At 40.4% G+C, this 22,178-nt stretch carries 22 protein-coding genes; 12 read left to right on the top strand and 10 right to left on the bottom strand.

The window, feature by feature from the left end; translation table 11 throughout:
* Positions 1-77: 77 nt before the first annotated feature.
* The 7 genes from CKV81_RS06910 (at position 78) to CKV81_RS06880 (ending at position 7,987) form a co-directional block, all read left to right on the top strand.
* Positions 78-2,180, top strand: a complete 2,103-nt coding sequence (locus tag CKV81_RS06910) for a TonB-dependent receptor (RefSeq protein WP_095071782.1) — start codon at positions 78-80, stop codon at positions 2,178-2,180.
* Between the two features lie 105 nt (positions 2,181-2,285).
* Positions 2,286-3,071, top strand: coding sequence for an HU domain-containing protein (locus CKV81_RS06905; protein WP_095071780.1), 786 nt, complete (start codon positions 2,286-2,288; stop codon positions 3,069-3,071).
* The gene (locus CKV81_RS06900) at positions 3,038-3,553 is read left to right on the top strand and encodes an acyl-CoA thioesterase (protein ID WP_095071778.1); all 516 of its coding nucleotides are present in this window, start codon (positions 3,038-3,040) and stop codon (positions 3,551-3,553) included. The genes CKV81_RS06905 and CKV81_RS06900 overlap by 34 nt, the downstream gene beginning before the upstream one ends.
* A 2-nt stretch (positions 3,554-3,555) precedes the next feature.
* Entirely contained in the window at positions 3,556-4,485 is a 930-nt protein-coding gene (locus CKV81_RS06895) for an NAD(P)-dependent oxidoreductase (protein ID WP_095071776.1), read from the top strand.
* Between the two features lie 78 nt (positions 4,486-4,563).
* Positions 4,564-5,829 (top strand): serine hydrolase domain-containing protein, encoded by a 1,266-nt coding sequence (locus CKV81_RS06890; protein ID WP_095071774.1) that lies wholly within the window; start codon positions 4,564-4,566, stop codon positions 5,827-5,829.
* A gap of 26 nt (positions 5,830-5,855) precedes the next feature.
* Positions 5,856-7,526, top strand: a complete 1,671-nt coding sequence (locus CKV81_RS06885) for an Ig-like domain-containing domain (protein WP_095071772.1) — start codon at positions 5,856-5,858, stop codon at positions 7,524-7,526.
* A gap of 2 nt (positions 7,527-7,528) precedes the next feature.
* Positions 7,529-7,987 carry a heme-binding domain-containing protein gene (locus CKV81_RS06880; protein ID WP_095071770.1) on the top strand — a complete coding sequence of 153 codons (459 nt, stop codon included), beginning with the start codon at positions 7,529-7,531 and terminating at the stop codon, positions 7,985-7,987.
* Here the strand turns inward: CKV81_RS06880 and CKV81_RS06875 are convergent.
* Genes CKV81_RS06875 through CKV81_RS06860 form a run of 4 tightly spaced genes read right to left on the bottom strand, consistent with a single transcriptional unit; the run spans position 7,981 to position 10,682 of the window.
* Positions 7,981-8,499, bottom strand: a complete 519-nt coding sequence (locus CKV81_RS06875; RefSeq protein ID WP_095071768.1) for an NUDIX hydrolase — start codon at positions 8,497-8,499, stop codon at positions 7,981-7,983. The two genes, CKV81_RS06880 and CKV81_RS06875, sit on opposite strands and share 7 nt — an antisense overlap.
* A 56-nt stretch (positions 8,500-8,555) precedes the next feature.
* On the bottom strand, positions 8,556-9,455 hold the full coding sequence (gene xerD / locus CKV81_RS06870) for a site-specific tyrosine recombinase XerD (RefSeq protein WP_095071766.1): 900 nt from the start codon (positions 9,453-9,455) through the stop codon (positions 8,556-8,558).
* A gap of 15 nt (positions 9,456-9,470) precedes the next feature.
* Complete coding sequence (locus tag CKV81_RS06865; protein ID WP_239285904.1) at positions 9,471-9,860, bottom strand: deoxycytidylate deaminase; 390 nt, start codon at positions 9,858-9,860, stop codon at positions 9,471-9,473.
* Positions 9,861-9,911: 51 nt separating this feature from the next.
* The gene (locus CKV81_RS06860) at positions 9,912-10,682 is read right to left on the bottom strand and encodes an enoyl-CoA hydratase-related protein (protein ID WP_095071762.1); all 771 of its coding nucleotides are present in this window, start codon (positions 10,680-10,682) and stop codon (positions 9,912-9,914) included.
* Positions 10,683-10,861: 179 nt separating this feature from the next.
* On the opposite strand from CKV81_RS06860, the gene CKV81_RS06855 reads away from it, so the two are divergent.
* The 5 genes from CKV81_RS06855 (at position 10,862) to CKV81_RS06835 (ending at position 15,603) form a co-directional block, all read left to right on the top strand.
* Positions 10,862-11,809, top strand: coding sequence for a hydrogen peroxide-inducible genes activator (locus CKV81_RS06855; RefSeq protein WP_095071759.1), 948 nt, complete (start codon positions 10,862-10,864; stop codon positions 11,807-11,809).
* Positions 11,810-12,057: 248 nt separating this feature from the next.
* Positions 12,058-13,338 (top strand): methionine adenosyltransferase, encoded by a 1,281-nt coding sequence (gene metK, locus CKV81_RS06850; protein ID WP_095071757.1) that lies wholly within the window; start codon positions 12,058-12,060, stop codon positions 13,336-13,338.
* 108 nt (positions 13,339-13,446) lie between these two features.
* On the top strand, positions 13,447-13,941 hold the full coding sequence (locus CKV81_RS06845; protein WP_095071755.1) for a hypothetical protein: 495 nt from the start codon (positions 13,447-13,449) through the stop codon (positions 13,939-13,941).
* Between the two features lie 177 nt (positions 13,942-14,118).
* Entirely contained in the window at positions 14,119-14,709 is a 591-nt protein-coding gene (locus tag CKV81_RS06840; protein ID WP_095074334.1) for an RNA polymerase sigma factor, read from the top strand.
* 201 nt (positions 14,710-14,910) lie between these two features.
* Positions 14,911-15,603 (top strand): YjjG family noncanonical pyrimidine nucleotidase, encoded by a 693-nt coding sequence (locus tag CKV81_RS06835; RefSeq protein WP_095071752.1) that lies wholly within the window; start codon positions 14,911-14,913, stop codon positions 15,601-15,603.
* 102 nt (positions 15,604-15,705) lie between these two features.
* On the opposite strand, the gene trpS is transcribed toward CKV81_RS06835, so the two are convergent.
* The 6 genes from trpS to ileS form a co-directional block, all read right to left on the bottom strand.
* A complete protein-coding gene (trpS, locus tag CKV81_RS06830; RefSeq protein ID WP_095071750.1) occupies positions 15,706-16,674 on the bottom strand; it encodes a tryptophan--tRNA ligase in 969 nt (322 codons plus the stop codon).
* 96 nt (positions 16,675-16,770) lie between these two features.
* Positions 16,771-17,103, bottom strand: coding sequence for a HepT-like ribonuclease domain-containing protein (locus tag CKV81_RS06825; RefSeq protein ID WP_258453832.1), 333 nt, complete (start codon positions 17,101-17,103; stop codon positions 16,771-16,773).
* 7 nt (positions 17,104-17,110) lie between these two features.
* Positions 17,111-17,410 carry a nucleotidyltransferase family protein gene (locus CKV81_RS06820; RefSeq protein WP_095071743.1) on the bottom strand — a complete coding sequence of 100 codons (300 nt, stop codon included), beginning with the start codon at positions 17,408-17,410 and terminating at the stop codon, positions 17,111-17,113.
* A gap of 92 nt (positions 17,411-17,502) precedes the next feature.
* Positions 17,503-18,144, bottom strand: a complete 642-nt coding sequence (locus tag CKV81_RS06815) for a lipoprotein signal peptidase (RefSeq protein WP_095074332.1) — start codon at positions 18,142-18,144, stop codon at positions 17,503-17,505.
* 90 nt (positions 18,145-18,234) lie between these two features.
* On the bottom strand, positions 18,235-18,615 hold the full coding sequence (locus CKV81_RS06810; protein WP_095071739.1) for a TraR/DksA family transcriptional regulator: 381 nt from the start codon (positions 18,613-18,615) through the stop codon (positions 18,235-18,237).
* A 75-nt stretch (positions 18,616-18,690) separates the two neighbouring features.
* On the bottom strand, positions 18,691-22,170 hold the full coding sequence (gene ileS, locus CKV81_RS06805; RefSeq protein WP_095071737.1) for an isoleucine--tRNA ligase: 3,480 nt from the start codon (positions 22,168-22,170) through the stop codon (positions 18,691-18,693).
* Positions 22,171-22,178: the final 8 nt, after the last annotated feature.

Raw genomic sequence — 22,178 nt, 5'->3', positions numbered from 1 at the left:
GTAAACTGTTCCATTGATAAATTGTTACATTAATTTAATCGCCCCTTTTATTCAATTAATTAAAAAAAATTAAAAGAATGAAAGGTTTGTTTTTTTTAGGACTGATCGGTCCTGCAATGCTGTACGCACAGGTACAGAACGACACAATCAGTGAGTCACAGATCGAGGCTATCAATTTCACAAAAAGGTTGCCTGTTTCCAAAGAAATCATCAATGTAGAAAAAGACCTTGGCAAGAAAAACCTTGGCCAGGATTTACCGGTTTTGCTCAAAAACCAAACATCGGTAGTTACGACTTCTGATGCCGGAAATGGCGTTGGTTACACAGGATTCCGCATACGAGGCGTTGGCGGAACTTCAATCAATGTGATGATGAATGGTGTACCTTATAACGATTCGGAATCGCAGGGAACATTCTTCGTTGATGTTCCGGACTTGGCGAGTTCGGCTTCGCAGATCTTAATTCAGAGAGGTGTGGGAACTTCTTCAAACGGTGTTTCCGCGTTTGGCGCCAGTGTAAATGTGATTTCAAAAAACCCTGAAGAAAAATTCTATATAAAATCCGATAACAGCTACGGCTCATTCAATACCTATAAATATTCCGCGGAAGTAGGTTCCGGAAAATTCTGGGACAACAGGCTTTCTCTTATGGGACGTTATACAAAAATCCACTCTGACGGATATATCGACAGGGCTTTTTCAAATTTAGATTCATACAATTTCACGGCTTTGTTTGAAGAAAATAGAACCAAATTGCGTCTGATGGCTTTCGGGGGTAAGGAAAAAACGTATCAGGCGTGGAACGGAATTGATAAAACAACATGGGAAACCAATCCTAAATTCAATAATTCAGGAGCGATTTATGACGCAAACTGGGAAAATATCGTGGATTTCTATGACAATGAAACCGATAACTACACCCAAAAACATTATCAGTTCCTATGGGAACAGAATCTGAACCCAAACTGGAATCTTGAGACAACCCTGCACTATACCGATGGCAAGGGCTATTATGAAAATTACAAGCAGGACGCTAAATTTTCAAAGTATAATTTACCAAATCAGGGAACAGCGACCAGGACAGATTTCATCAGAAAAAAATGGCTCGACAATGATTTCTATGGCGTGGTTTCTACCCTTTACGGTAAACTGAATAATGTGGACCTGAATTTTGGAGCTGTTGGTAACCAATATTTTGGAAGGCATTACGGAAATGTGACGGGCGTTTTCTTTCCCCAGATCCAGGAGCATGAATACTACAGAAACCGCTCGGTAAAAAATGAAGTTGCCGGTTTTGCAAAAGCGATTGTAAAACTGAATGCACTTGAAATTTTCGGCGATTTACAGTTAAGGAATATCAGTTACGATACAAAAATCCTTCAGCAGGGCGATGATGAAGGGTTTGATTTAAATAGAAAATGGACATTTTTCAATCCGAAAGCGGGTGTGAATTATAACATTCCGGCAGGGAAGTTATTTCTGTCCTATGCACAGGCGAGCCGGGAGCCAAACCGTGATGATTTGTTTGCAAACCCGGATATAAAGCCGGAAACACTGCACGATTTCGAAGCTGGAATTGAAAAAAATATCGGCAGCAATTTTTCTCTAGCGGCAAATGCTTATTATATGCACTATGTAAACCAGTTGGTACTGAGCGGAGAAATTAATGATGTTGGAGGTTTCATCCGTACCAATTCCGGTAAATCTTTCCGGACGGGGATCGAGCTTTCAGCACTGGCCAAAGTTTCAAAATTTCTTGAGCTTTCAGGCAATTTAAATTTAAGCAAAAATGAAAATATAGATTTTAGGCAGGAAGGCGCCAATGGTATCGAAAACCTTGGGAACACACCAATTTCTTTTTCGCCAAATACTGTTGCCAATTTATTGGTAAACATCAAGCCATTCAGTAATTTCAGTTTAGGAATTCAGAATCAGTATGTTGGTGAGCAATATCTGGATAACACCAATAATCCTGATTTGAAGCTTAATGATTATTTTCTGACCGACCTTAATGCGCAGTACGACTTGAAGTTAAACAGAACTGATGTAGCTCTTAAACTTTTGGTAAATAATCTTTTCAATCAAAACTACGTGAGCAACGGCTATGTTTGGGAGGGACCCGTTTATTATTCGCAAGCCGGCACAAATTTCTTGTTCGGAATTTCATTGAAATTTAGATAACAGATTAATTCAAGGATGTTAAAAAGAATCACATATCGGAAGCCATCAAACTGATGGCTTTTTGTATTTTGCAGCGTATATTTTTTAGTTAAATTTGCCCACATTATGAATATCGCATCTTACATTGTCGAATATTTAAAGGAAAATCAGCGGGTGGCGGTTCCGGGCTTTGGGGAATTTATTCTTAAAAATTCAAAGGCCGTTGTAGATGAACAGACCAAAAGCATCCTTCCGCCCGCCAAAGAAGTGGCTTTCAATGTAGATTATGAGATTAAAGATTCATATTTGGTTCAGTATATTTCACAAAAATCGGGTACAGGGAACGATGAGGTTCAGTCTCATATCGCAAAACTGACCGATTACTGGAAAAAGCAGCTTGCAGAAAACCATATTCTAAGCATCGAAGGGCTGGGCGAGTTTCATCAGACGGAAAATGATGTAAAGTTTTTGGGGAAAAGAATTGAAAAATCCGCTCCGGATTATTATGGTCTGGAGGAAATTAAACTGCAGAATCTGAAATCGCTACAAAATGCTGCGTCTAATGAAGGTGATTATAAATTCAACAGGTCGCTGCTTTGGATTTTTCTTTTAATCTTGCCAATAACGGGAATTATAGTTCTGGCTTTTACCCAGCGCGAGAGATTATTCGGTAAAAAATCTTTTGATGATTTGTCGGTCACCACTTCCACACACCGCATTACCACTGATTCAGTAAAACTAAAGCAGCAAAAACTGCAGCAGCTGAGAATTGACAGCTTAAAGCAGGACAGCATTACCAAAGATTCTATTGCTAATGCCGCACCTGTTTACAAAAAACCTTCACGAAAATACAGTTCTAAACAATACAATTCCAAAAAATGGCGCAAATCAAAAAAGCGAGCGAATCGTTAACCGTAATGACCAATATTGTTCTGCCGAACGAAACCAACTCGCTTAGAAACCTTTTCGGAGGTGAACTCTTGGCAAAAATGGACCGTTGTGCCTCTATTTCTGCGGCTCGCCACTGTGCAAGAAGAGTTGTTACGGCATCCGTAAACCACGTTTCTTTCAAGCATCCAATTCCTGAAGGCGGAATCGTCGTGTTGGAATCCAAGGTTTCCAGAGCGTTCTCCACTTCAATGGAAGTTTATGTTGATGTGTGGCTCGATGATCCTATTGCGGGTAAAAAAATCCATACCAACGAGGGTATTTACACGTTCGTGGCGGTGGACGAATATAACAAGCCTGTTCCAATTCCGCAGATGGAGCCGGAAACTGAAACTGAAAAATTAAGGTTCGATGCTGCGCAGCGAAGAAAAGAACTCTCCCTCATACTGTCGGGAAGAATGAAACCGCAGGAATCGGTAGAACTCAAAAAACTGTTCTGCGATTAATAATGAAGATCCTGCTGCTCGATAAAAATCATCCCCTGATTAACGCTCAACTTTCCGAAAAAGGCTTTGTGATCGAGGAAGATCATGTTTCAACTTACAGTGAAGTACTTGATAAGATCGGATATTTTGACGGTGTGATCATTCGCAGCCGCATCCCGATTGATGAAAGTTTTCTTTTGAAAGGCAAAAACCTGAGGTTCATTGCAAGAGTAGGGGCCGGGCTTGAAAATATCGATACTGAAAAAGCAAAGCAATTAGGAATATCCATCATCAGCTCACCGGAAGGCAACCGCGATTCTGTGGCAGAACATGTTGTCGGTATGCTGCTGGTTCTCACGAACCGTTTGTTCATTGCTTCCCAGGAGGTTAAAAATGGCATTTGGAATCGGGAAGAAAACCGTGGCGACGAACTTTTAGGCAAAACGTTCGGGATCATCGGCTACGGAAATATGGGTAAAGCTACAGCAAAAAGGCTTTCAGGATTTGGGTTGAAGGTAATTTTTCATGATATTCTTCCCAATCTTTCGGATGAATTTGCAACGCAGGTTTCTTTGGATGAGCTTAAAAATCAGGCAGATATATTAAGTCTTCATATTCCGATTACCGATGATACTTTTCATTTAATCGATGAAAAATTCATTTCAGAAATGAAGAAGGATTTTTACTTTGTGAACACAGCTCGGGGCAAAAATGTGAAAACCAAAGATTTGGTTGAAGCAATAAAATCGGGCAAAATAAAGGGTGCTGCACTGGATGTTTTGGAATTTGAAAAATCATCTTTTGAAAATCTTGATTACCAAAACAGCGATCTGGAATTTCTTTTAAATTCTGAAAAAGTAATTGTTACGCCGCACATCGCAGGCTGGTCTCATCAAAGTAAAGAAAAACTCGCGCAGGTGATTGTTGACAAAATACTGCGTGAGTTTGGTTAGGGTACTGATGACTAAGCCGTATTTATCCTAAATAAAAAATCCCCTATATTGCATAAATTTTTTTTCGAAGTAAAGATTATGAGGAACTTCCTGAGAAGCATCGCCTTCTGTTTTGTGGCTTTATCCATAATTTCCTGCAAAAAAAATGTTTTGCTGTTTCAAAAAGAATCCCAAACGGAACTTCCAAATTTTGGAAATGTAAATTTGGGCGATGTATTTCACTACAAGGAAAACAGGGTGCCCGACCACGATACATTAGAATCCATTCTTCATAATTACTACGAAAATGTTTGGGAAAAAGGTGACCTGTGGGGCGGGCTTTTAGTCGCAAAAGGGGATAAAATCATCTACGAAAATTACCGCGGTTTCGCACAGGACCACAATCAGCAACCTATAACAAAGGACACGCCCTTGCACGTGGCTTCGGTAAGTAAAACCATTACCGCAATGGCAACGCTGAAGCTGGTGGAAGCCGGCCAACTGAACCTGGATGATGATTTGATGAAATTTTTTCCGGGCTTCCCTTACGCCGGTGTTACGGTGAAAAGTCTTCTGAGCCAAAGAAGCGGCCTTCCGAAATACGAATATTTCATCGAGAAAATCACACCGCAGCCTGCTGAACTCTCCAAGAAATTCATTTCCAATCAGGATGTCCTGAACATGCTGATAAAATACAAACCGGAAGCCGCACGCGCGCCAGACACCGGATTTATGTACTGCAATACAAACTATGCACTTCTTGCACTCGTGATCGAGAAAGTTACCAAAACACCTTTTCCGGAAGCGATCAGGCAGATGGTTTTCAGGCCGCTAAAGATGGAACACTCATATATCTTCCAGGAAAAGGATACCGCAACTGCTGCAAAATCATTTTATTTTAAAGGTGCAAAACCACATCCGCTCGACAGGCTTGATTTAATTTACGGTGACAAAAATGTCTATACAACGCCGAGAGATATGTTCAATTTTTCCCGGGCAATGTTTTCTGAAAATTTCTTGAGGAAAGACCTGATGGAAAGGGTTTTTATCCCTTACAGTAACGAAAAACCGGGTATCAATAATTATGGTTTAGGTTTCCGGATGAAGATTTTTGATGAAAACAGCAAACTCACTTTTCACAATGGCTGGTGGCACGGGACAAACTCCGTTTTTGGACATTTACTGCAGTCAAAAGTCACAATTGTGGCCATAGGCAACAAGTTTTCAAGCAGGGTTTATACGGCCTTGGCCCTGTCTGCACTTTTTGAAAATTTCCCTTATGAAGCTGAAAAACTCAACAAAACTCTGGGCATTAAGGACTCCACAAATGCGAAAACTGACACGGTTGACGTTTATGAGGAATAAGTATTAAATTTGTGCAAATTTCCTCGATGAAGAAAGTTTTCCTGCTCCTAATCCTGAACATTATTTTGCTTTCGTGCGCCAGAGTTGGCTCGCCGGTGGGCGGTGCAAAAGATACGGTTGCACCAAAATTTGTTGGCTCAAATATCGATACGGCGAGGATCAATGTTCCGGTTGATACCAAAGAATTAAAGCTTTATTTCGACGAATATATCCAGCTGAAAGACATTCAGAAAAACTTGAATATCTCCCCGCCGATCCGGTACAAGAAGATTCTACCAACTACAATGGGAAACAAATATATCCTGATTCAGTGGGACGAAAACCTCCAGGAAAATACCACTTATAATTTCAATTTCGGAAACGCGATTTCTGATCTTAATGAGGGAAATGTACTTCCGTACTACAATTTTGCTTTTTCCACCGGTGAAAAACTGGACGATCTGTACATCAGCGGTGATGTGATCGACGGTATGGCGAAACCGGCCGCAAATACCGCAACACCAAGTACAGAAAATAAGAAAAATTACGTGGTTGGGCTTTATCAGGAGAAAGATACGATTAATTATTCTCAAAAACCATATTACATCACAAAAGCGGATCCTGACGGATATTTTGAGCTGAATTACCTGTCACCGGGCGAGTACAGAATTTTGGCTTTTGAGGATGAAAACCAGAATTCAGTCTATGAAGCCGGCAAAGAAAACGTGGCGTTTGCAAAAGATAAGATCGATCTGAAATCAAGCATTTCCGGGATGAAGCTCGTGATTTATCCTTCAAAAAAAGCTTTGAAGTATAAAGAAATGAAGGAGGCTACGGGTGGTGCAGTTATGATTTTTGAGGGCCATCCTGCGAAAGTTGATGTAACCGCACTCAGTGAAAAACTGAAGGATTATAAAGTCACTCATAAACCGTATTCAGGCTCCGTAAATATCTGGTTTGATGCAGTGAAACAGGACATCGGTATCAGGCAAAGTGAAAATTTAAAGTTTAAATACAGTGCTGACGGTAAGGAAGGCGAAGCATCTGTTTTTTACAGACTGAATTCTAAAAATGAGATGATTGGTTCATCCGTTGAAAGTAAAATCGCCCCGACGAAAAATTTTGAAATCCTTTGGAATTACCCTGTTCAGAACATTCAGACCGATAAATGGACTTTAAAAATTGACAGTGTGAATACGGTTCCGTTCACTGCGAAAATTTCGGCAGAAAAGCCAAATAAGGTGCAGGTGAGCGGTGATTTTCAAATTGGTAAGAAATATTCACTCACCGTTCCGAAAGAAACCGTGCAGTCTTATTATACCTCGAATCCTAAATCTTATCAGTTCAATTTTGAAATTGACCGCGCAGAGAATTATGGAAGCTTTAATATCATTATCGAAAATAAGCCCGATGCAAAATTCTGGATTCAGTTTCTAAATGAAAAAGGTGATGTTCAGTTCTCTAAATTTTCTGACGAGGCCAGCCACAATTTCAATGAGATAAAACCTGGAAAATATTTGCTGAGGATATTGGTTGACAATAACGGAAACGGGCAGTGGGACGGTGCAGACTTTACAAATAAAACTTTTGCCGAGGATGTATATATATTCCCGAAAGAGATTGAAATCCGCGAACTGTGGCAGAACAAGGAAGTCTGGAATTTGAAATCAAACAGCACGGAAACGCCTGTGTTGAACGCTCCCCCAAACGTAAATTAAAAATGAAAACCTTTCTCAATATTCTCTATTGGTTTTTGATTGCTGTTGCGCTGATCCAGTTCATTCCGGTGGACCGGACGAATAAACCGGTGGATCCGAAAGTGGATTTTGTAAAGGTTTTCAAAACGCCGCAGCATATCACGTCGGTTCTCAGAAAAGCGTGCTACGACTGCCATTCCAATGAAACGGTGTATCCGGATTATGCGTATGTTGCGCCGATTTCGTGGTCCATAAAAAACCACATCAACGAGGGCAGGGAACATCTTAATTTTTCAGAATGGGGAACCTATAACAAGGAATTGAAAAAAGGCATGCTTGAGAATTCTGCCGCGGACCTGAAACAAAACCGGATGCCGCTTGCGGGATACGTGGCGCAACACCCAGAAGCCAGGCTTACGGATGCAGAGAAAAAACGGCTCGTCAATTATTTTGAAGAAATTCTGAAATCAGGAAATTACTGATTTCTGTTCAGGTATTTTTGGAAGAATTTTTTTTGTGAATTAAAAGCGATTTCATTTAAATCGATTTCATTTTCGTAAATCCACGTGATTTCTGAGACTTCACTGATGTCCAGTTTTGCGTCGAATTTTTTATCAACCTGGTATTCAAAGAAAATGTCTAGGGTATTATAATCGATGTCTTTGTATCGGTAAATATTCGGAAGCGTAAGCAGAATCTTCAGGTTTTCAGGGATGATTTCGATGTCAAGTTCCTCTTTCAGCTCACGGGCACAAGCTTCTTCAGCACTTTCTTTAGGATCGGTGAATCCGCCGGCTAAGTCGAGCTTTCCTTTTCCCGGCTGCTGGTTTCTTTTGGTCAGCATGATTTCATTACCGCATCTGATTACGACCGCAACTGCTGCAGCACAGTTGTGATAAAGCACAAAGCTGCACTGGTTGCATGAAAGTTTTTTTTCGCCGTCCCAATTCAGCGTTTCCTCGCCGCATTTTGGGCAAAAGTGAAGTTCATCCATAAAAAAACCATTAAAAATAAAATCCCTAACGGTTTAAATTTACGAAAATTCTGTACTTATTTGTTTCTTGGATGATAATTCAGAATCATGTCACGCAATTCATCCGTTTTCAGATGTGTATAGATCTCTGTTGTTGTGATGCTTGAGTGTCCCAGCATTTCCTGGATATAGCGTAGGTCAGCGCCGTTCTGTAACAGATGTGTTGCAAACGAATGCCGGAATGTGTGCGGCGAAATCTTTTTTTTGATGCCGGCTTTTTCAGTAAGTTCTTTAATGATGATAAAAACAATTACCCGCGACATCGACGAGCCTCTGCTGTTGAGGAAAAGGAAGTCCTCACATTTTTTGTTGATTTTATAATGTGACCTTACGTTCTGGATATAATCTTTCAGTAATTCAGCTGTGTAATCTGCCAGTGGAACGAAACGTACTTTATCGCCCTTGCCTTCCACTTTCAGGAATTTTTCTTTAAAATTAATGTTAGAAATTTTAAGGTCGATAAGCTCTGAAACCCGCAAACCACAGCCGTAGAGAACCTCAATGATGCAGTAGTTCCGCTTGCCCAGATCTGTTCTGCGGTCTGCAGCGGCAACGATTTTTTCTACATCATCATAACTTAACGTGTCTGGGAGATAAAGGCCAAGTTTTGGGCCTTCAAGAAGAACGGCGGGGTTGTCTTCACGCAACTCGTCTTCCGCGAGAAATTTAAAAAAAGCCTTTGCCGATGAGACCCAGCGGGCTTGCGAGCGCTCACTGAATCTTTCTTTGGACAAGCGGAAAAGGTATTCCTGCAAGTGCTCATACGAAATCTCATCCGGGCCAACCTGCAGGTTTTCAACCGCATAATCCCGGATTTTTCTGATGTCCCGAAGGTAAGCATCGACTGTGTTATCGGAAAAATTTCTTTCAAATCTCAGGAAATTTTCAAAATCCCCTATTTTTTCATCCCAGTCCATTTGTGTTATTTTTTTTTATTGTAATTCTTCTCTGGATATTTTTACGATCTCGATATTATGGCCTTTTAAGAATGATATACCTTCGTTATCAGAATATTCATCAATATATACCAGTCTTGAAATTCCGGCCTGCAGGATCAATTTACTGCATTCTTTGCAGGGCGACAGCGTAATGTACAGTGTGGCACCTTTTGCAGATTGGGTGGATGCGGCGAGCTTCAGTATCGCATTGGCCTCTGCATGCAAAACGTACCAGTGGGTTTTGCCTTCTTCATCTTCACACTGATTTTCAAAACCTGAAGGCGTCCCGTTATAACCGTCTGAAATAATCATGCGGTCTTTCACAATCAGTGCGCCCACCTGTTTCCGTTTGCAGTAGGACAGTTTCGCCCATTCCAGGGCCATTTTCAGGTAGGCGATATCAAATTTAGTATAGATCAAAATCTTAATTTCAGTTTAAAATTCAGGTTTCCTTTTCTCTAAAAATGCTGCCACGCCTTCTTTTTTATCTTCAAGCTCGAAAAGTTCTCCAAAAGCTTTGATTTCAGTTTCAAAACCTTCGCTGCTGCCCGAAAGATTCACAGCTTTTATCGCTCTTGAAATTCCCAGCGGTGAATTTTTGGAGATTTGTACTGCCAGTTCCATGGTTTTCGGCAAAAGCTCTTCAAGGGTAAAAACCTCATTCACCAAACCGATTTCTTTTGCTCTGCCTGCCGAGATCATTTTAGCTGAAAAAATAAGTTCATTAGCAAGGCCTTTTCCGACAAGTTTTGGAAGCCTTTGCGTACCGCCATAACCGGGAATTAAACCTAACGTAACCTCTGGAAGTCCCAATTTGGCATTTTCTGAAGCGTATCTTATGTGGCAGCTCATCGCAAGTTCGAGCCCGCCGCCGAGTGCAAAACCGTTTACCGCGGCAATGACCGGCTTGCTCATATTTTCAATTTTGTTAAAAAGCGAATTTTGACCGTTTCTTGCAAGTTCTTCTGCTTTTTCTGAATTAAAATCGCTGAATTCTTTGATATCGGCCCCGGCAACAAAGGATTTTTCACCGCTGCCGGTGAGGATAACCACTCTACAGTTTCCGTCAGTATTCAGTTCATCAAGAGCAGTGCTCAGTTCGCTGATGGTTTGGGCGTTCAGTGCATTCAGGCTTTGTGGCCGGTTGATGGTTACGGTTGCAACTTTGCCCTCGTGCTCAACAATAATATTTTCGAAGTTTGACATTTGAGACGTAAATTATTTTTTATTTTTATGCAAAATAGTAAATTTTAGGATATAAATTAGATAGCAGGTGAATTTAATGTTATTAAAAAAAAGAATATATCGTCTATCAAATTTAGTTAAAAATTATAAGCCTTGTCCAGAAATCCTTTTTTATATTTGTAATAGATAAACTTAATTAAATGAACATTCAGCAATTGGAATATCTTATCGCCGTAGATAAGTTTAAACACTTTGGTAAAGCTGCTCATGCCTGCTTCATTACGCAGCCTACACTCAGCGCGATGATTCAGAAGTTTGAGGAGGAACTGGATGTGAAAGTTTTCGACCGTACAACACACCCGATCAGGACCACCGATGTTGGGGTACAGATTATTGAACAGGCCAAAAAAGTGATTGATTCTATAAACGAGCTGCGCAACAAAGCAGATTTGCTGAATAACGTTCTTGGTGGAAAAATAAATCTGGGGATCATCCCAACAGTTTCAACATACATTTTACCTGCGGAAATTTTTGATTTTCTGAAAAAAAACCCGAAGATCGAGATGAACGTTAAGGAAATTACTACCGAAAATGTGATCAAAGGTTTGAAATCCGGTGAACTGGATGCAGGTATTATTGCAACGCCTTACGATGCTGCAAGCGAGTTTTATCAGGAATTTCTGTTTAATGAAGAGCTGATGATATATACGAGCGATCCAAAATATAAAAAAGACACGTATGTCATTCCTGAAGAGCTCGATGTAGACAAGGTTTGGCTTTTGGAAGAAGGAAACTGCCTGCGCACCCAGTTTGAAAATATATGCAAGCTGAAGGAAAATTCAATGAAACCTAAAAATCTTGAGTTTGTATCGTCCAACATCAACACCCTCATTCAGATGGTGGACAAAGTGGGTGGCATTTCAATCATCCCGGAATTGGCACAGTCGCAGCTCTCCAAAGAGCAGAATGATAAAATCGTGCGCTTCCGCAAACCGTTCCCCTTCAGGGAGATCAGTATCATTTACTACAAGCCGACTTACAAGCAAAAAATTATTGATGAACTTTCCGAGTCCATCAGAAAATCTGTGGAAGGTAAGCTGAATTATAACCGCGAACCGGCTGATTTTGTGAGTATTAGGCCTCAGTAAGTTTCATTGGAATCAATTGGTTTATAAATGAGGTTTAATTGGGTAAAGACTCATTAAAATTTTACTGTTAAAAATCATTTTGATTACAAAAAAATTCTAAGTAAATTTGCACCGAAAATTAGAGGAAAAATTTGTCCTGATTGCAACCTCATTAAAAAATGCTAAAACAGAATTTTCTTTTTAGTTCTTTTTCGCTGCATTCCCGACCGGTTTTTTCAAATTGTTTTACCAAGTAGAAAAGAAATTTTATGCCTTATTTATTTACATCTGAATCCGTTTCAGAAGGACATCCAGACAAAGTTGCCGATCAGATTTCCGATGCATTAATCGATAATTTTTTAGCGTACGATCCCAATTCCAAAGTTGCATGCGAAACGCTTGTAACAACTGGACAGGTGGTTTTGGCTGGTGAAGTAAAATCCAAAACGTACCTTGATGTGCAGTCTATCGCCCGGGAAGTCATCAATAAAATTGGTTATACCAAAGGTGAATATATGTTTGCAGGCGATTCCTGCGGGGTGATTTCGGCTATACACGAACAGTCTCCGGATATTAACCAAGGTGTGGACAGGGTAACGGAAGATGCCGATTTTGAAACAAGAGCTAATGCACAGGGAGCGGGTGACCAGGGGATGATGTTCGGTTACGCAACCAATGAGACGGATAATTATATGCCTTTGGCGCTGGATCTTGCCCACGCAATTCTGAAGGAACTTTCTGCCTTAAGAAGAGAAAATTCTGCAATCCAGTATCTGCGTCCGGATGCGAAATCTCAGGTAACGATTGAATATTCTGATGACCACAAGCCAATCAGAATCGATTCTATCGTGGTTTCTACGCAGCATGATGAGTTTGGTAGCGATGAGGCCATGCTTGCAAAAATCAGAAAAGATATGATCGACATCCTGATCCCAAGAGTGAAAGCGAAGCAGAAACACGAAATTCAACTGCTGTTCAATGACGAGATTAAATACCACATCAACCCAACGGGTAAGTTTGTAATTGGCGGACCGCACGGTGATACCGGCCTTACCGGAAGAAAAATTATTGTTGATACCTATGGTGGAAAAGGTGCTCACGGTGGTGGCGCATTTTCAGGAAAAGATCCGTCAAAAGTTGACCGAAGCGCAGCATACGCAACGAGGCATATTGCTAAAAACTTAGTCGCAGCAGGTGTTGCAGATGAGGTTTTGGTGCAGGTTTCTTACGCCATTGGTGTTGCGGAACCTTGCGGGCTTTATGTCAATACCAACGGCACTGCAAAAGTGGATATGACTGATGGGGAAATCGCCAAGAAAGTTCTGGAAATTTTCGATCTTAGGCCTTACGCCATCGAGAAAAATCTGAAGTTGAGAAATCCGATTTACCAGGAAACTGCAGCTTACGGGCACATGGGTAGAGAACCGTACACAGGAAGCAAAACCTTCAACAAAGGAAAAGATAATGCACTGACCATAGAAAACCTCGAATTCTTCACATGGGAAAAACTGGATAAAGTTGATGAAATACGGTCTAAATTCGGACTTTAATCAATTTTTTTATAAATGAATTACTGCCCTGCTTGTTGAAGTGGGGCAGTTTTTTGTTTCTTACCATAAATGTTTTTTTAACTTTGCCTGGCAACGCAAATCAAAAAAATGAAAAAACAGAGCAGATATATTTTTGTGTTATTTTTAGTGTGTTTGGGAGTATGGTCGAAAGCGCAGTTTACCACGCACAAAATGCTGCATGCAGGATATGTTTATCAAAACCAGAGTTTTGGTGAACTTGGCGGCAGGTTGCTTTTTCTGGAAAATGATGATATGATCTACAGAGTTGGGGCAGCTGCCTTAATGGGTTCTGCAAACGGGGAATTTGCAATAATGCCCAAAGTACAGGGTGATATTTTATTGAATTTTGAAAGAGGAGTCGACTTCTACCATGCTTATTATTTTTTAGGCGGCATTGAGGCAACCAACAAATATTTTGCTCCCAAGGCTGGTGTTACACTGTTTGGAATTATTGATCTGACCGGAGGTTATGCTTTTCCTATGGATAAAAAAGGTATTAACGGAAAGGAATTAAAGGGCTTGAACATCAATTTTACAGTGAATGTTCCCGTTGTATTGCTGAGCGAATTGCTTAAAAAATGAGCAGACATCGCATTTTATTATATTTTGTTAATAAAAGTTAAAATATCAAAAATTTATATATATTTACACTTCCTAAAAAGCTGGTTATCGATTATATAATTACTTATTAAAAACACACTCCGGATCATAAAACTGCAGCACCACGGCTGTAGTGAGACGTGCAAATAAGTAATGGTTATGAACAGTAAATCCGACAGCCTGCTGATTTCGCAATACCAAAATGGTGATGAAAATTCTTTGGACTTCCTGATACAGAGGCACCAGAAAGAACTCTTTTCTTTTATTTATTACAAATTGCTTGATGACGATCTCGCCAATGATGTCTTCCAGGATACATTTATGAAAATAATCGTCACGCTGAAAGAAAAGCGCTACAACGAAGAAGGCAAATTCATTCTTTGGGCAAAAAGAATCGCGCATAACCTGATTATTGACCATTACCGGCTTAAAGCAAAAAATATCAAGGTTTCAGAAACTACGTATGAAAATGAAGAGTTTTCAATTTTTGATTTAATTCGGGAACCATCGGAAAATATTGAGGATCAGTTGGTTTTGCAGCAAATTAACAGCGATTTGGCAAGAATGCTGCAGTATCTTCCCGAAAACCAGCAGGAGGTCATTAAACTGCGTTTTTTTGACGGACTGAGTTTCAAGGACATCGCAGAACAGACCGAAACAAGCATCAATACCACGCTCGGCAGGGTTCGCTATGCCTTAATCAATTTAAGGAAAATAATGGAAGAAAATAATATAGTTTTAACCAGGTAACAATATTTAAAGAGCTATTCCGTTTTAAGGTCAATTACGTTTCGCCTATGAAAAACATTGACTCTTTAAAACAAAAACAGTTGAAACCCAAGAAACAGACCGTGGATTTCATCCTGAATTTTTCAAAAAGTATTGAAGTGGTAATAAGGTTAAACAAACCCTACACGCTTTCGAAAAATTAATTAATTACCTTTGTGCTGTATGATACAGCATATTTTTTTTGACCTGGACAACACGCTTTGGGATCACCGCAGAAATGCCAAACTGGCACTCGAAGACCTGTTCAGGAGAGAGCAAATACGGGAAAAATACAGCCTCACTTTCGAAGAATTTCATAAAGAATATTTTACCGTTAATGAAAATCTGTGGGCGCAAATCCGTGACGGTGCAATTGATAAAGAATACATCCGGAAATTCCGGTTTCACAATACCTTCCTGTTTTTTGGCATTGATGATTTTGAACTTGCGCAGCGTTTTGAAATCAATTTTTTAGATGAAATTGTTTCGTACAATCACCTTGTGGAAGGCGCTTTTGAACTTTTGGAATATTTATCACAGAAGAAATACCGGCTTCATGTGCTGTCCAACGGTTTCCAGGAAGTTACGTACCGGAAATGTGAGCTTTCCGGGATTAAAAATTATTTTGAAACGATTACAAGTGCAGACGAAATCAACATCAGGAAACCGCAGCCTGAAATTTTTGAGTATGCTCTCAATAAATCGGGCACCAAAAAGGCAGAAAGCGTGATCATCGGCGACGACTGGATTGCCGATATCGAAGGCGGCCTCGCATTCGGAATAAAGGCCATTTTCTTTGATGTTTTTAATGACAACTACACCGCAGAGAATGTGAAAACCGTGAAAAAACTTTCTGAGATCCACGAACTTCTTTAAAATAAATTTGCCACCAACACTGATAAAGAATGTGAATTGGTGGCAATCTTTTACTGTCCGCTGATGTAAATCTGTGCTGACTTTTAAAATCTGTGCAAAATTTTACATTCCCAAACTTTCCCGCACTCTTTTCAGGGTTTCGGCGGCAATTTTTCTGGTTTTCTCAGCGCCTTCCGCCAGTTTTGCGTCAAGTTCCGGCAGATTGTTCATGTAGTATTCAAATTTTTCTCTTTCAGTTTTAAACCTTTCAAGAATTAAATTCAGCAGCTCTGTTTTCGCATGGCCGTAACCGAAATTACCGGCAAGATACTTTTGTCTTAAAATTTCAGTCTGTTCAGGCGTTGCAATCAGTTCATATAAAGCAAAAACCTTGTCCGCATCAGGATTTTTAGGATCTTCCAGTGGCGTGGAATCCGTTTCAATTGACATAATCTGTTTTTTCAGCTGCTTTTCCGGCAGGAAAATATTGATGATGTTTCCTCGAGATTTAGACATTTTCTGCCCGTCGGTTCCGGGAACATATTTGGTGTCTTCCTGCAGTTCAGCCTGTGGCAGCACGAAAACTTCTCCCATCTGATGATTGAATCTTGCGCCCATATCACGCGCCATTTCCAGGTGCTGCAGTTGGTCTTTTCCAACCGGTACCACCTCCGCATCGTAAAGCAAAATATCTGCAGCCATCAAAACCGGATAGGTGAAAAGTCCCGCATTCACATCTTCCAGACGGTCGGCTTTATCTTTGAATGAATGTGCCAATGTAAGCCTTTGATAAGGAAAAAAGCAGGACAGATACCACGAAAGTTCACAAACTTCCGGGATGTCGCTTTGTCTGTAGAAATAGGTTTTATCCGTATCCAGCCCGCAAGCCAGCCATGCAGCAGCGATTTCATAGGTGTTTCTTTTCAGTTCTTCCGCATTTTTTATTTGCGTTAAAGAATGCATGTTGGCGATAAATAGAAAAGATTCGTTTTCAGTTTTTTTTGAAAGTTCGATGGCGGGAATAATCGCACCGAGCAAGTTGCCCAAATGCGGCGTCCCGGTAGCCTGTATTCCGGTGAGGATGCGTGACATTAGTTTATTTGAGATTTGAGATTTAAAATTTGAGATTTCAAATATATTGATGTGCAAAAATAGGGAAAAGAAAAACTTCAGACAATTTGCTGAAGTTTAGTTTTGAGTCATTAAATCCTGAATTTCACTTTTCAATTTTGGAAGATGATTAATTAAAACCGCCCAAATATTTTCGTCAGAAACACTGTCGTAAGCGTGAATAACCAAATTCCGTAAACCAATAATTGATTTTGCCTCTGTAATTTTATTAATATAGGCTTCGTCTCTTTTGAGTACCTTCTTTACCGCTTCGCCAATGATTTCAAGATTTCTTTCAACGGCTCTTTTGAGCATTGTGTTTTGTCTGTAACTATTGAATTCCTTCGGAATATTCTGAAAATAACCTTCGATTTCAGCGATTGAATTATCAATATCGATTAGGTATTTCATAACGCGCTCATCCATAAATCAATTCTTTATTTTTATTTATTGAATTGATAAGGAAAGTGTTTTTCAAGGTTTGTACCTCTACAAGATCTACATTTCTGCCGGTTAATCTTTCCAGATTTTCTTTTAGAGAAAGGTAATTTTCGAAATAATGAAACAGATCAATCGGAAGAAATTTAACCAGGAAATCAATATCACTTTCATCGGTAAAGTTTTTGTTCAGAACAGATCCAAAGAGATAAAGTTGGTCTACACTGTGCTGTTGACAAAGTGCTTTTAAATCGTGGATATTGATATTTAGCCGCTTCATTATCACAAAAATAATAAAATTATATAAAAGAAAAACTTCAGGCAGTTTGCTGAAGTTTAGAGTATTTTAAAAATTTCAAAAACGATTTTACCTTAAAAATCCAGCCCATTCGGAAAAGCCTTCTTTCTGAAAATCAAAAGTAAAGCAGCTCCAACTGTAATCGCGGAATCTGCAACATTAAAGATATATTTGAAAAATTCAATGTGTTTTCCGCCGATTAATGGCCAGTTTTCAGGCACGGTCCAGTCTACAAGCGGGAAGTGCAGCATATCGACCACGCAACCTTTCATAAACGAGGAATAACCTTCACCGAAAGGAACCACTTTTGAAACACCGCCATATTCAATCCAGCGGTCAATACTTTCGTCGTAAACTGTTCCGCTGTCGAAAATCATTCCGTAAAACATTCCGTCGATCAGGTTGCCAATGGCCCCGGCAAAAATCATTGCCATTGGAATGATGAGGTAATTGGTGGTTCGGCCTTCTTTCAGCCATTTATTAAAGATGTAAACCATTCCTCCGATCAGGAAAATCCTTACAATCACCAGGAAATATTTACCGATAAGGCCGCCAAAATGGAAGCCGTAAGCCATTCCCGGATTTTCCACGAAAGTCAGTTTAAAGCCCGGAAACACGTCCACGCTTTCACCCAGTTGGAAATGCGTTTTAATATAAAACTTCGAAATTTGGTCGATTAAAAGGATGAGGAGGGTAACGAGCGCTATTTTCTTCATTTTCAGGGTATAATGTAAAATGTACAAGGTACAATGTATCATAAAAACACATCATACATTGTACACTTCACGTTGTACTTTTTTACGTATTTATCTCTGCATATTTTTAGCCTCGATGCTCAGTGTAGCGTGTGGCACTGCCATTAAGCGCTCTTTCGGAATCAGTTTCCCGGTCACGCGGCACACCCCGTAAGTTTTATTTTCAATACGGATGAGTGCGTGCTTCAGGTCGCGCAGGAATTTTTCCTGGCGGCCAGCCAAAATGGCATTCTGTTCCTTGCTCAGAGTTTCGGCGCCTTCCTCAAAGGCTTTGAAGGTGGGGGAAGTATCGTCGGTACCGTTGTTCTGATCATTCAGGAAACTTTCGTTGATGAGCATCAAATCTTTCTCTGCTTTCGCAATTTTCTCCTGTATTACTTTTTTGAATTCCTGCAAATCTGCATCGCTGTATCGCTGTCTTTCTTCTGCCATAATCTTTAGTTTAAGATTCGAAATTTGAGATTTGAGATTCCTTGGACTGGAATATCAGGACTCATTTATCAAACTTCAAATTTTGTTCACATTCACTTTAAATTTCACATCATCAATCTCGATTTCATCAAAAATTGACAGTGAATTTACAACTTCTATTTTATCTGACAATACTTCGGTGGAAATATAACCGGTGTTTTTCAAAATTTCCTGCAAATATGGAGAATCTTCTGTTAACTCAATTTTAATTCTGTCCGTAAGTTCGAAATCTTTGTCCTTTCTTAAATTTTGAATACGGTTAATGAACTCTCTGGCAATACCTTCCGCTTTCAGTTCATCAGTCAGGGTGAGGTCAAGCGCTACAGTGATCTTCCCTTCACTCGTCACCGTCCATCCTGGAATATCTTTTGTTGAAATTTCCACATCCTCAAGCCCGATTTCGTGCCCGGCGACAGTCATTTTGCCGTCTTTTTCAAGATTGGCGATCTGCTCAGAATTCATCGCGCTGATTTCTCCAGCCACCGTCTTCATATCTTTGCCAAGTTTCGCTCCGAGCGATTTGAAGTTCGGCTTGATTTGTTTTACAATCAGATGTGAGGCTTCTTCAGCGTTAATCAATTGAAGTTCTTTCACATTCACTTCCTGCTTGATGAGCTCTGAAACGGCTAAAATCTGTTCCTCAGTTTTCTTGTCCAAAACCGGAATCATCACTTTTTGTAGCGGCTGGCGAACCTTGATATTTTCTTTTTTCCTCAATGAAAATACCATCGAAGTAATGGTTTGTGCCAAATGCGTTTTCTCCACCAAATCCGTATCGATCTTGCTTTCGTCGGCAAGCGGGAAATCGGTTAGATGGACGGAATGCTGCGGTTCTTTGCCTGTTACCGCATTCAAATCCTGGAATAACTGATCCATAAAAAACGGAGCAATCGGAGCGGAAAGTTTCGCAACAGTTTCAAGGCAGGTGTATAGCGTTTGGTAAGCCGAAATTTTGTCGTCGGAGTATTCTCCCTTCCAGAAACGGCGGCGGCAAAGCCTTACATACCAGTTACTTAAATTATCGTTTACGAACGTGTTGATTGCTCTCGCCACTTTCGTTGGTTCGTAATCTTCGTAGAATTCTTTTACTTCTTTGATTAAAAGATTCAGTTCTGAAAGGATCCAACGGTCAATTTCCGGGCGGTTTTCCACGTCTTTTTCTGAATAATTGAAGCCGTCAACATTTGCATAAAGTGCAAAGAAGGAATATGTATTGTAAAGTGTTCCGAAGAATTTCCGGCGGACCTCATCAATTCCCTCAATATCAAACTTTAGATTTTCCCAGGGATTTGCGTTGGAAATCATATACCAACGCGTCGCATCAGGACCGTATTTTGCCAACGTTTCGAACGGATCCACAGCATTTCCCAGTCTTTTCGACATTTTCTGTCCGTTTTTATCCAAAACCAAACCGTTGGAAACCACGTTTTTATACGCCACGGAATCGAAAACCGAAGTCGCAATCGCATGAAGTGTATAAAACCATCCGCGAGTCTGATCCACACCTTCCGCAATGAAATCTGCCGGAAAGGCTTTTTTTGAATCTATAAGTTCCTTGTTTTCAAAAGGATAATGCAGCTGCGCATACGGCATTGAACCGGAATCGAACCACACATCGATCAAGTCTGATTCTCTTTTAATCGGTTTTCCGGACTCTGAAACAAGGATGATTTTGTCGACAATGTTTTTGTGCAGATCAATCTGCGCGTAGTTTTCATCAGACATATTCCCGATTTCAAAAGATTTGAAAGGATTTTCTGACATTACACCTGCCGCAACAGATTTTTCAATTTCATGGTACAATTCCTCAACCGAACCGATGATTTTTTCTTCCTTTAAATCCGGTGATCTCCAGATTGGCAGCGGTATTCCCCAATATCTTGAGCGCGAAAGGTTCCAGTCGTTTACATTTTCAAGCCAGTTTGCAAAACGGCCTTCACCGGTGGATTTTGGCTTCCAGTTGATGGTTTCGTTCAGTTCTACCAAACGCTGTCTTTTCTCCGTCATTTTCACGAACCACGAATCCAGCGGATAGTAAAGTACCGGCTTATCCGTTCTCCAGCAGTGTGGATAACTGTGAACGTATTTCTCAACTTTAAAGGCTTTGTTGTCGGTCTTTAAGAGAATCACCAGTTCTACATCCCAGGATTTTTCGGGTGCGGTTCCCTCGTCGTAATATTCGTTTTTAATGTATTTTCCCGCAAAAATTTCCGGTACATTTTCTCCTTTTAAGAATCTTCCGGTCAAATCCACCAAAGGCACCAAATTATCGTTGGAGTCTTTTACCAACATCGGCGGAATGCCGTTTTCCTGAGCTACACGGTTGTCATCTGCACCAAAGGTCGGCGCGATGTGCACAATGCCGGTACCGTCTTCGGTTGTTACGAAATCTCCGATAATGACGCGGAATGCTTTTTCAGGATTTTCGGCAGGTGAAAACCACGGAATCAGTTGTTCATATTCAGTTCCGGCCAAATCTTCGCCGGTGAATTCTGATAAAATTTGATAAGGAATCGTTTTGTTTTCAGACTGATAATTTTTGAAATCGTCTTCAGTTCCTGCAAAATATTTTTTACCAAAATTTTTCTCCAAAAGCACTTTCGCCAAAATAATATTGATCGGCTCAAAAGTGTACTGGTTGAAAGTTTTCACCAAAACATAGTCGATATCGCGACCAACTGCAAGTGCGGTGTTTGAAGGTAAAGTCCATGGAGTGGTCGTCCAGGCAAGGATGCTCAGATTTGAGATTTCTTTATTTTCAGCATCAAATTCTGCCCAATGAAGCGCGCCGCCACAAGTGTTTGAAGCAATGTCGCAAGCTTCTGAACCGTTTGCGTCAAGTTTATTTTTTAATGCCTCAGAAAGTTTTTTCACTTTAAACTGCGCAACCACCGTTGTATCGCTAACATCACGGTAAGTTCCCGGCTGATTCAGTTCATGTGAAGAAAGTCCGGTTCCGGCTTTCGGCGAATACGGCTGAATGGTGTAACCTTTGTAAAGCAGATTTTTATCGTATAGTTGCTTCAAAAGCCACCAAACCGTTTCCATATATTTCGGTTCGTAGGTGATGTAAGGATCTTCCAAATCCACCCAATATCCGATTTTTTCGGTCAAATCATTCCAAACATCAGTGTAGCGCATTACCGCTTCCCGGCAGGCCTTGTTATAATCTTCAACGGAAATTTTGGTTCCGATGTCTTCTTTGGTGATACCCAATTCCTTTTCAACGCCCAGTTCTATTGGCAAACCGTGCGTATCCCAACCTGCTTTGCGAAACACCTTTTTACCATTTTGCGTTTGGAAACGGCAGAAAATATCCTTGATTGCTCTCGCCATTACGTGGTGAATTCCCGGCATTCCGTTTGCGGAAGGCGGTCCTTCGTAAAACACATATTCCGGCTGTCCTTCGCGGATTTCAACCGATTTTCTGAAGGTATTATTTTCGTTCCAGAATTTGGAAACACCGTCTGCAACGGCGGTTAGATCAAGGTTTTTGTATTCGTTAAACTTCTTCATCGAGTTCA

This window comes from Chryseobacterium taklimakanense, assembly GCF_900187185.1.
GTDB classification, from domain to species: Bacteria; Bacteroidota; Bacteroidia; order Flavobacteriales; family Weeksellaceae; genus Planobacterium; species Planobacterium taklimakanense.
Note: the sequence above shows the minus strand (reverse complement) of the source record. Positions and strands in the feature narration are given on the sequence as shown.

Excerpts from the sequence above, each read along its gene's own strand:
- CKV81_RS06825 (WP_258453832.1), bottom strand. The coding sequence starts at position 17,103 with ATGAAATACCTAATCGATATTGATAATTCAATCGCTGAAATCGAAGGT.
- CKV81_RS06900 (WP_095071778.1), top strand. The coding sequence starts at position 3,038 with ATGGCGCAAATCAAAAAAGCGAGCGAATCGTTAACCGTAATGACCAAT.
- CKV81_RS06865 (WP_239285904.1), bottom strand. The coding sequence starts at position 9,860 with ATGGCCCTGGAATGGGCGAAACTGTCCTACTGCAAACGGAAACAGGTG.
- CKV81_RS06885 (WP_095071772.1), top strand. The coding sequence starts at position 5,856 with ATGAAGAAAGTTTTCCTGCTCCTAATCCTGAACATTATTTTGCTTTCG.
- CKV81_RS06820 (WP_095071743.1), bottom strand. The coding sequence starts at position 17,410 with ATGAAGCGGCTAAATATCAATATCCACGATTTAAAAGCACTTTGTCAA.
- CKV81_RS06905 (WP_095071780.1), top strand. The coding sequence starts at position 2,286 with ATGAATATCGCATCTTACATTGTCGAATATTTAAAGGAAAATCAGCGG.
- CKV81_RS06840 (WP_095074334.1), top strand. The coding sequence starts at position 14,119 with ATGAACAGTAAATCCGACAGCCTGCTGATTTCGCAATACCAAAATGGT.
- CKV81_RS06895 (WP_095071776.1), top strand. The coding sequence starts at position 3,556 with ATGAAGATCCTGCTGCTCGATAAAAATCATCCCCTGATTAACGCTCAA.
- xerD (WP_095071766.1), bottom strand. The coding sequence starts at position 9,455 with ATGGACTGGGATGAAAAAATAGGGGATTTTGAAAATTTCCTGAGATTT.
- CKV81_RS06890 (WP_095071774.1), top strand. The coding sequence starts at position 4,564 with ATGAGGAACTTCCTGAGAAGCATCGCCTTCTGTTTTGTGGCTTTATCC.
- CKV81_RS06835 (WP_095071752.1), top strand. The coding sequence starts at position 14,911 with ATGATACAGCATATTTTTTTTGACCTGGACAACACGCTTTGGGATCAC.
- metK (WP_095071757.1), top strand. The coding sequence starts at position 12,058 with ATGCCTTATTTATTTACATCTGAATCCGTTTCAGAAGGACATCCAGAC.
- CKV81_RS06855 (WP_095071759.1), top strand. The coding sequence starts at position 10,862 with ATGAACATTCAGCAATTGGAATATCTTATCGCCGTAGATAAGTTTAAA.
- CKV81_RS06860 (WP_095071762.1), bottom strand. The coding sequence starts at position 10,682 with ATGTCAAACTTCGAAAATATTATTGTTGAGCACGAGGGCAAAGTTGCA.
- CKV81_RS06845 (WP_095071755.1), top strand. The coding sequence starts at position 13,447 with ATGAAAAAACAGAGCAGATATATTTTTGTGTTATTTTTAGTGTGTTTG.
- CKV81_RS06815 (WP_095074332.1), bottom strand. The coding sequence starts at position 18,144 with ATGAAGAAAATAGCGCTCGTTACCCTCCTCATCCTTTTAATCGACCAA.
- CKV81_RS06910 (WP_095071782.1), top strand. The coding sequence starts at position 78 with ATGAAAGGTTTGTTTTTTTTAGGACTGATCGGTCCTGCAATGCTGTAC.
- CKV81_RS06880 (WP_095071770.1), top strand. The coding sequence starts at position 7,529 with ATGAAAACCTTTCTCAATATTCTCTATTGGTTTTTGATTGCTGTTGCG.
- CKV81_RS06875 (WP_095071768.1), bottom strand. The coding sequence starts at position 8,499 with ATGGATGAACTTCACTTTTGCCCAAAATGCGGCGAGGAAACGCTGAAT.
- CKV81_RS06810 (WP_095071739.1), bottom strand. The coding sequence starts at position 18,615 with ATGGCAGAAGAAAGACAGCGATACAGCGATGCAGATTTGCAGGAATTC.
- ileS (WP_095071737.1), bottom strand. The coding sequence starts at position 22,170 with ATGAAGAAGTTTAACGAATACAAAAACCTTGATCTAACCGCCGTTGCA.
- trpS (WP_095071750.1), bottom strand. The coding sequence starts at position 16,674 with ATGTCACGCATCCTCACCGGAATACAGGCTACCGGGACGCCGCATTTG.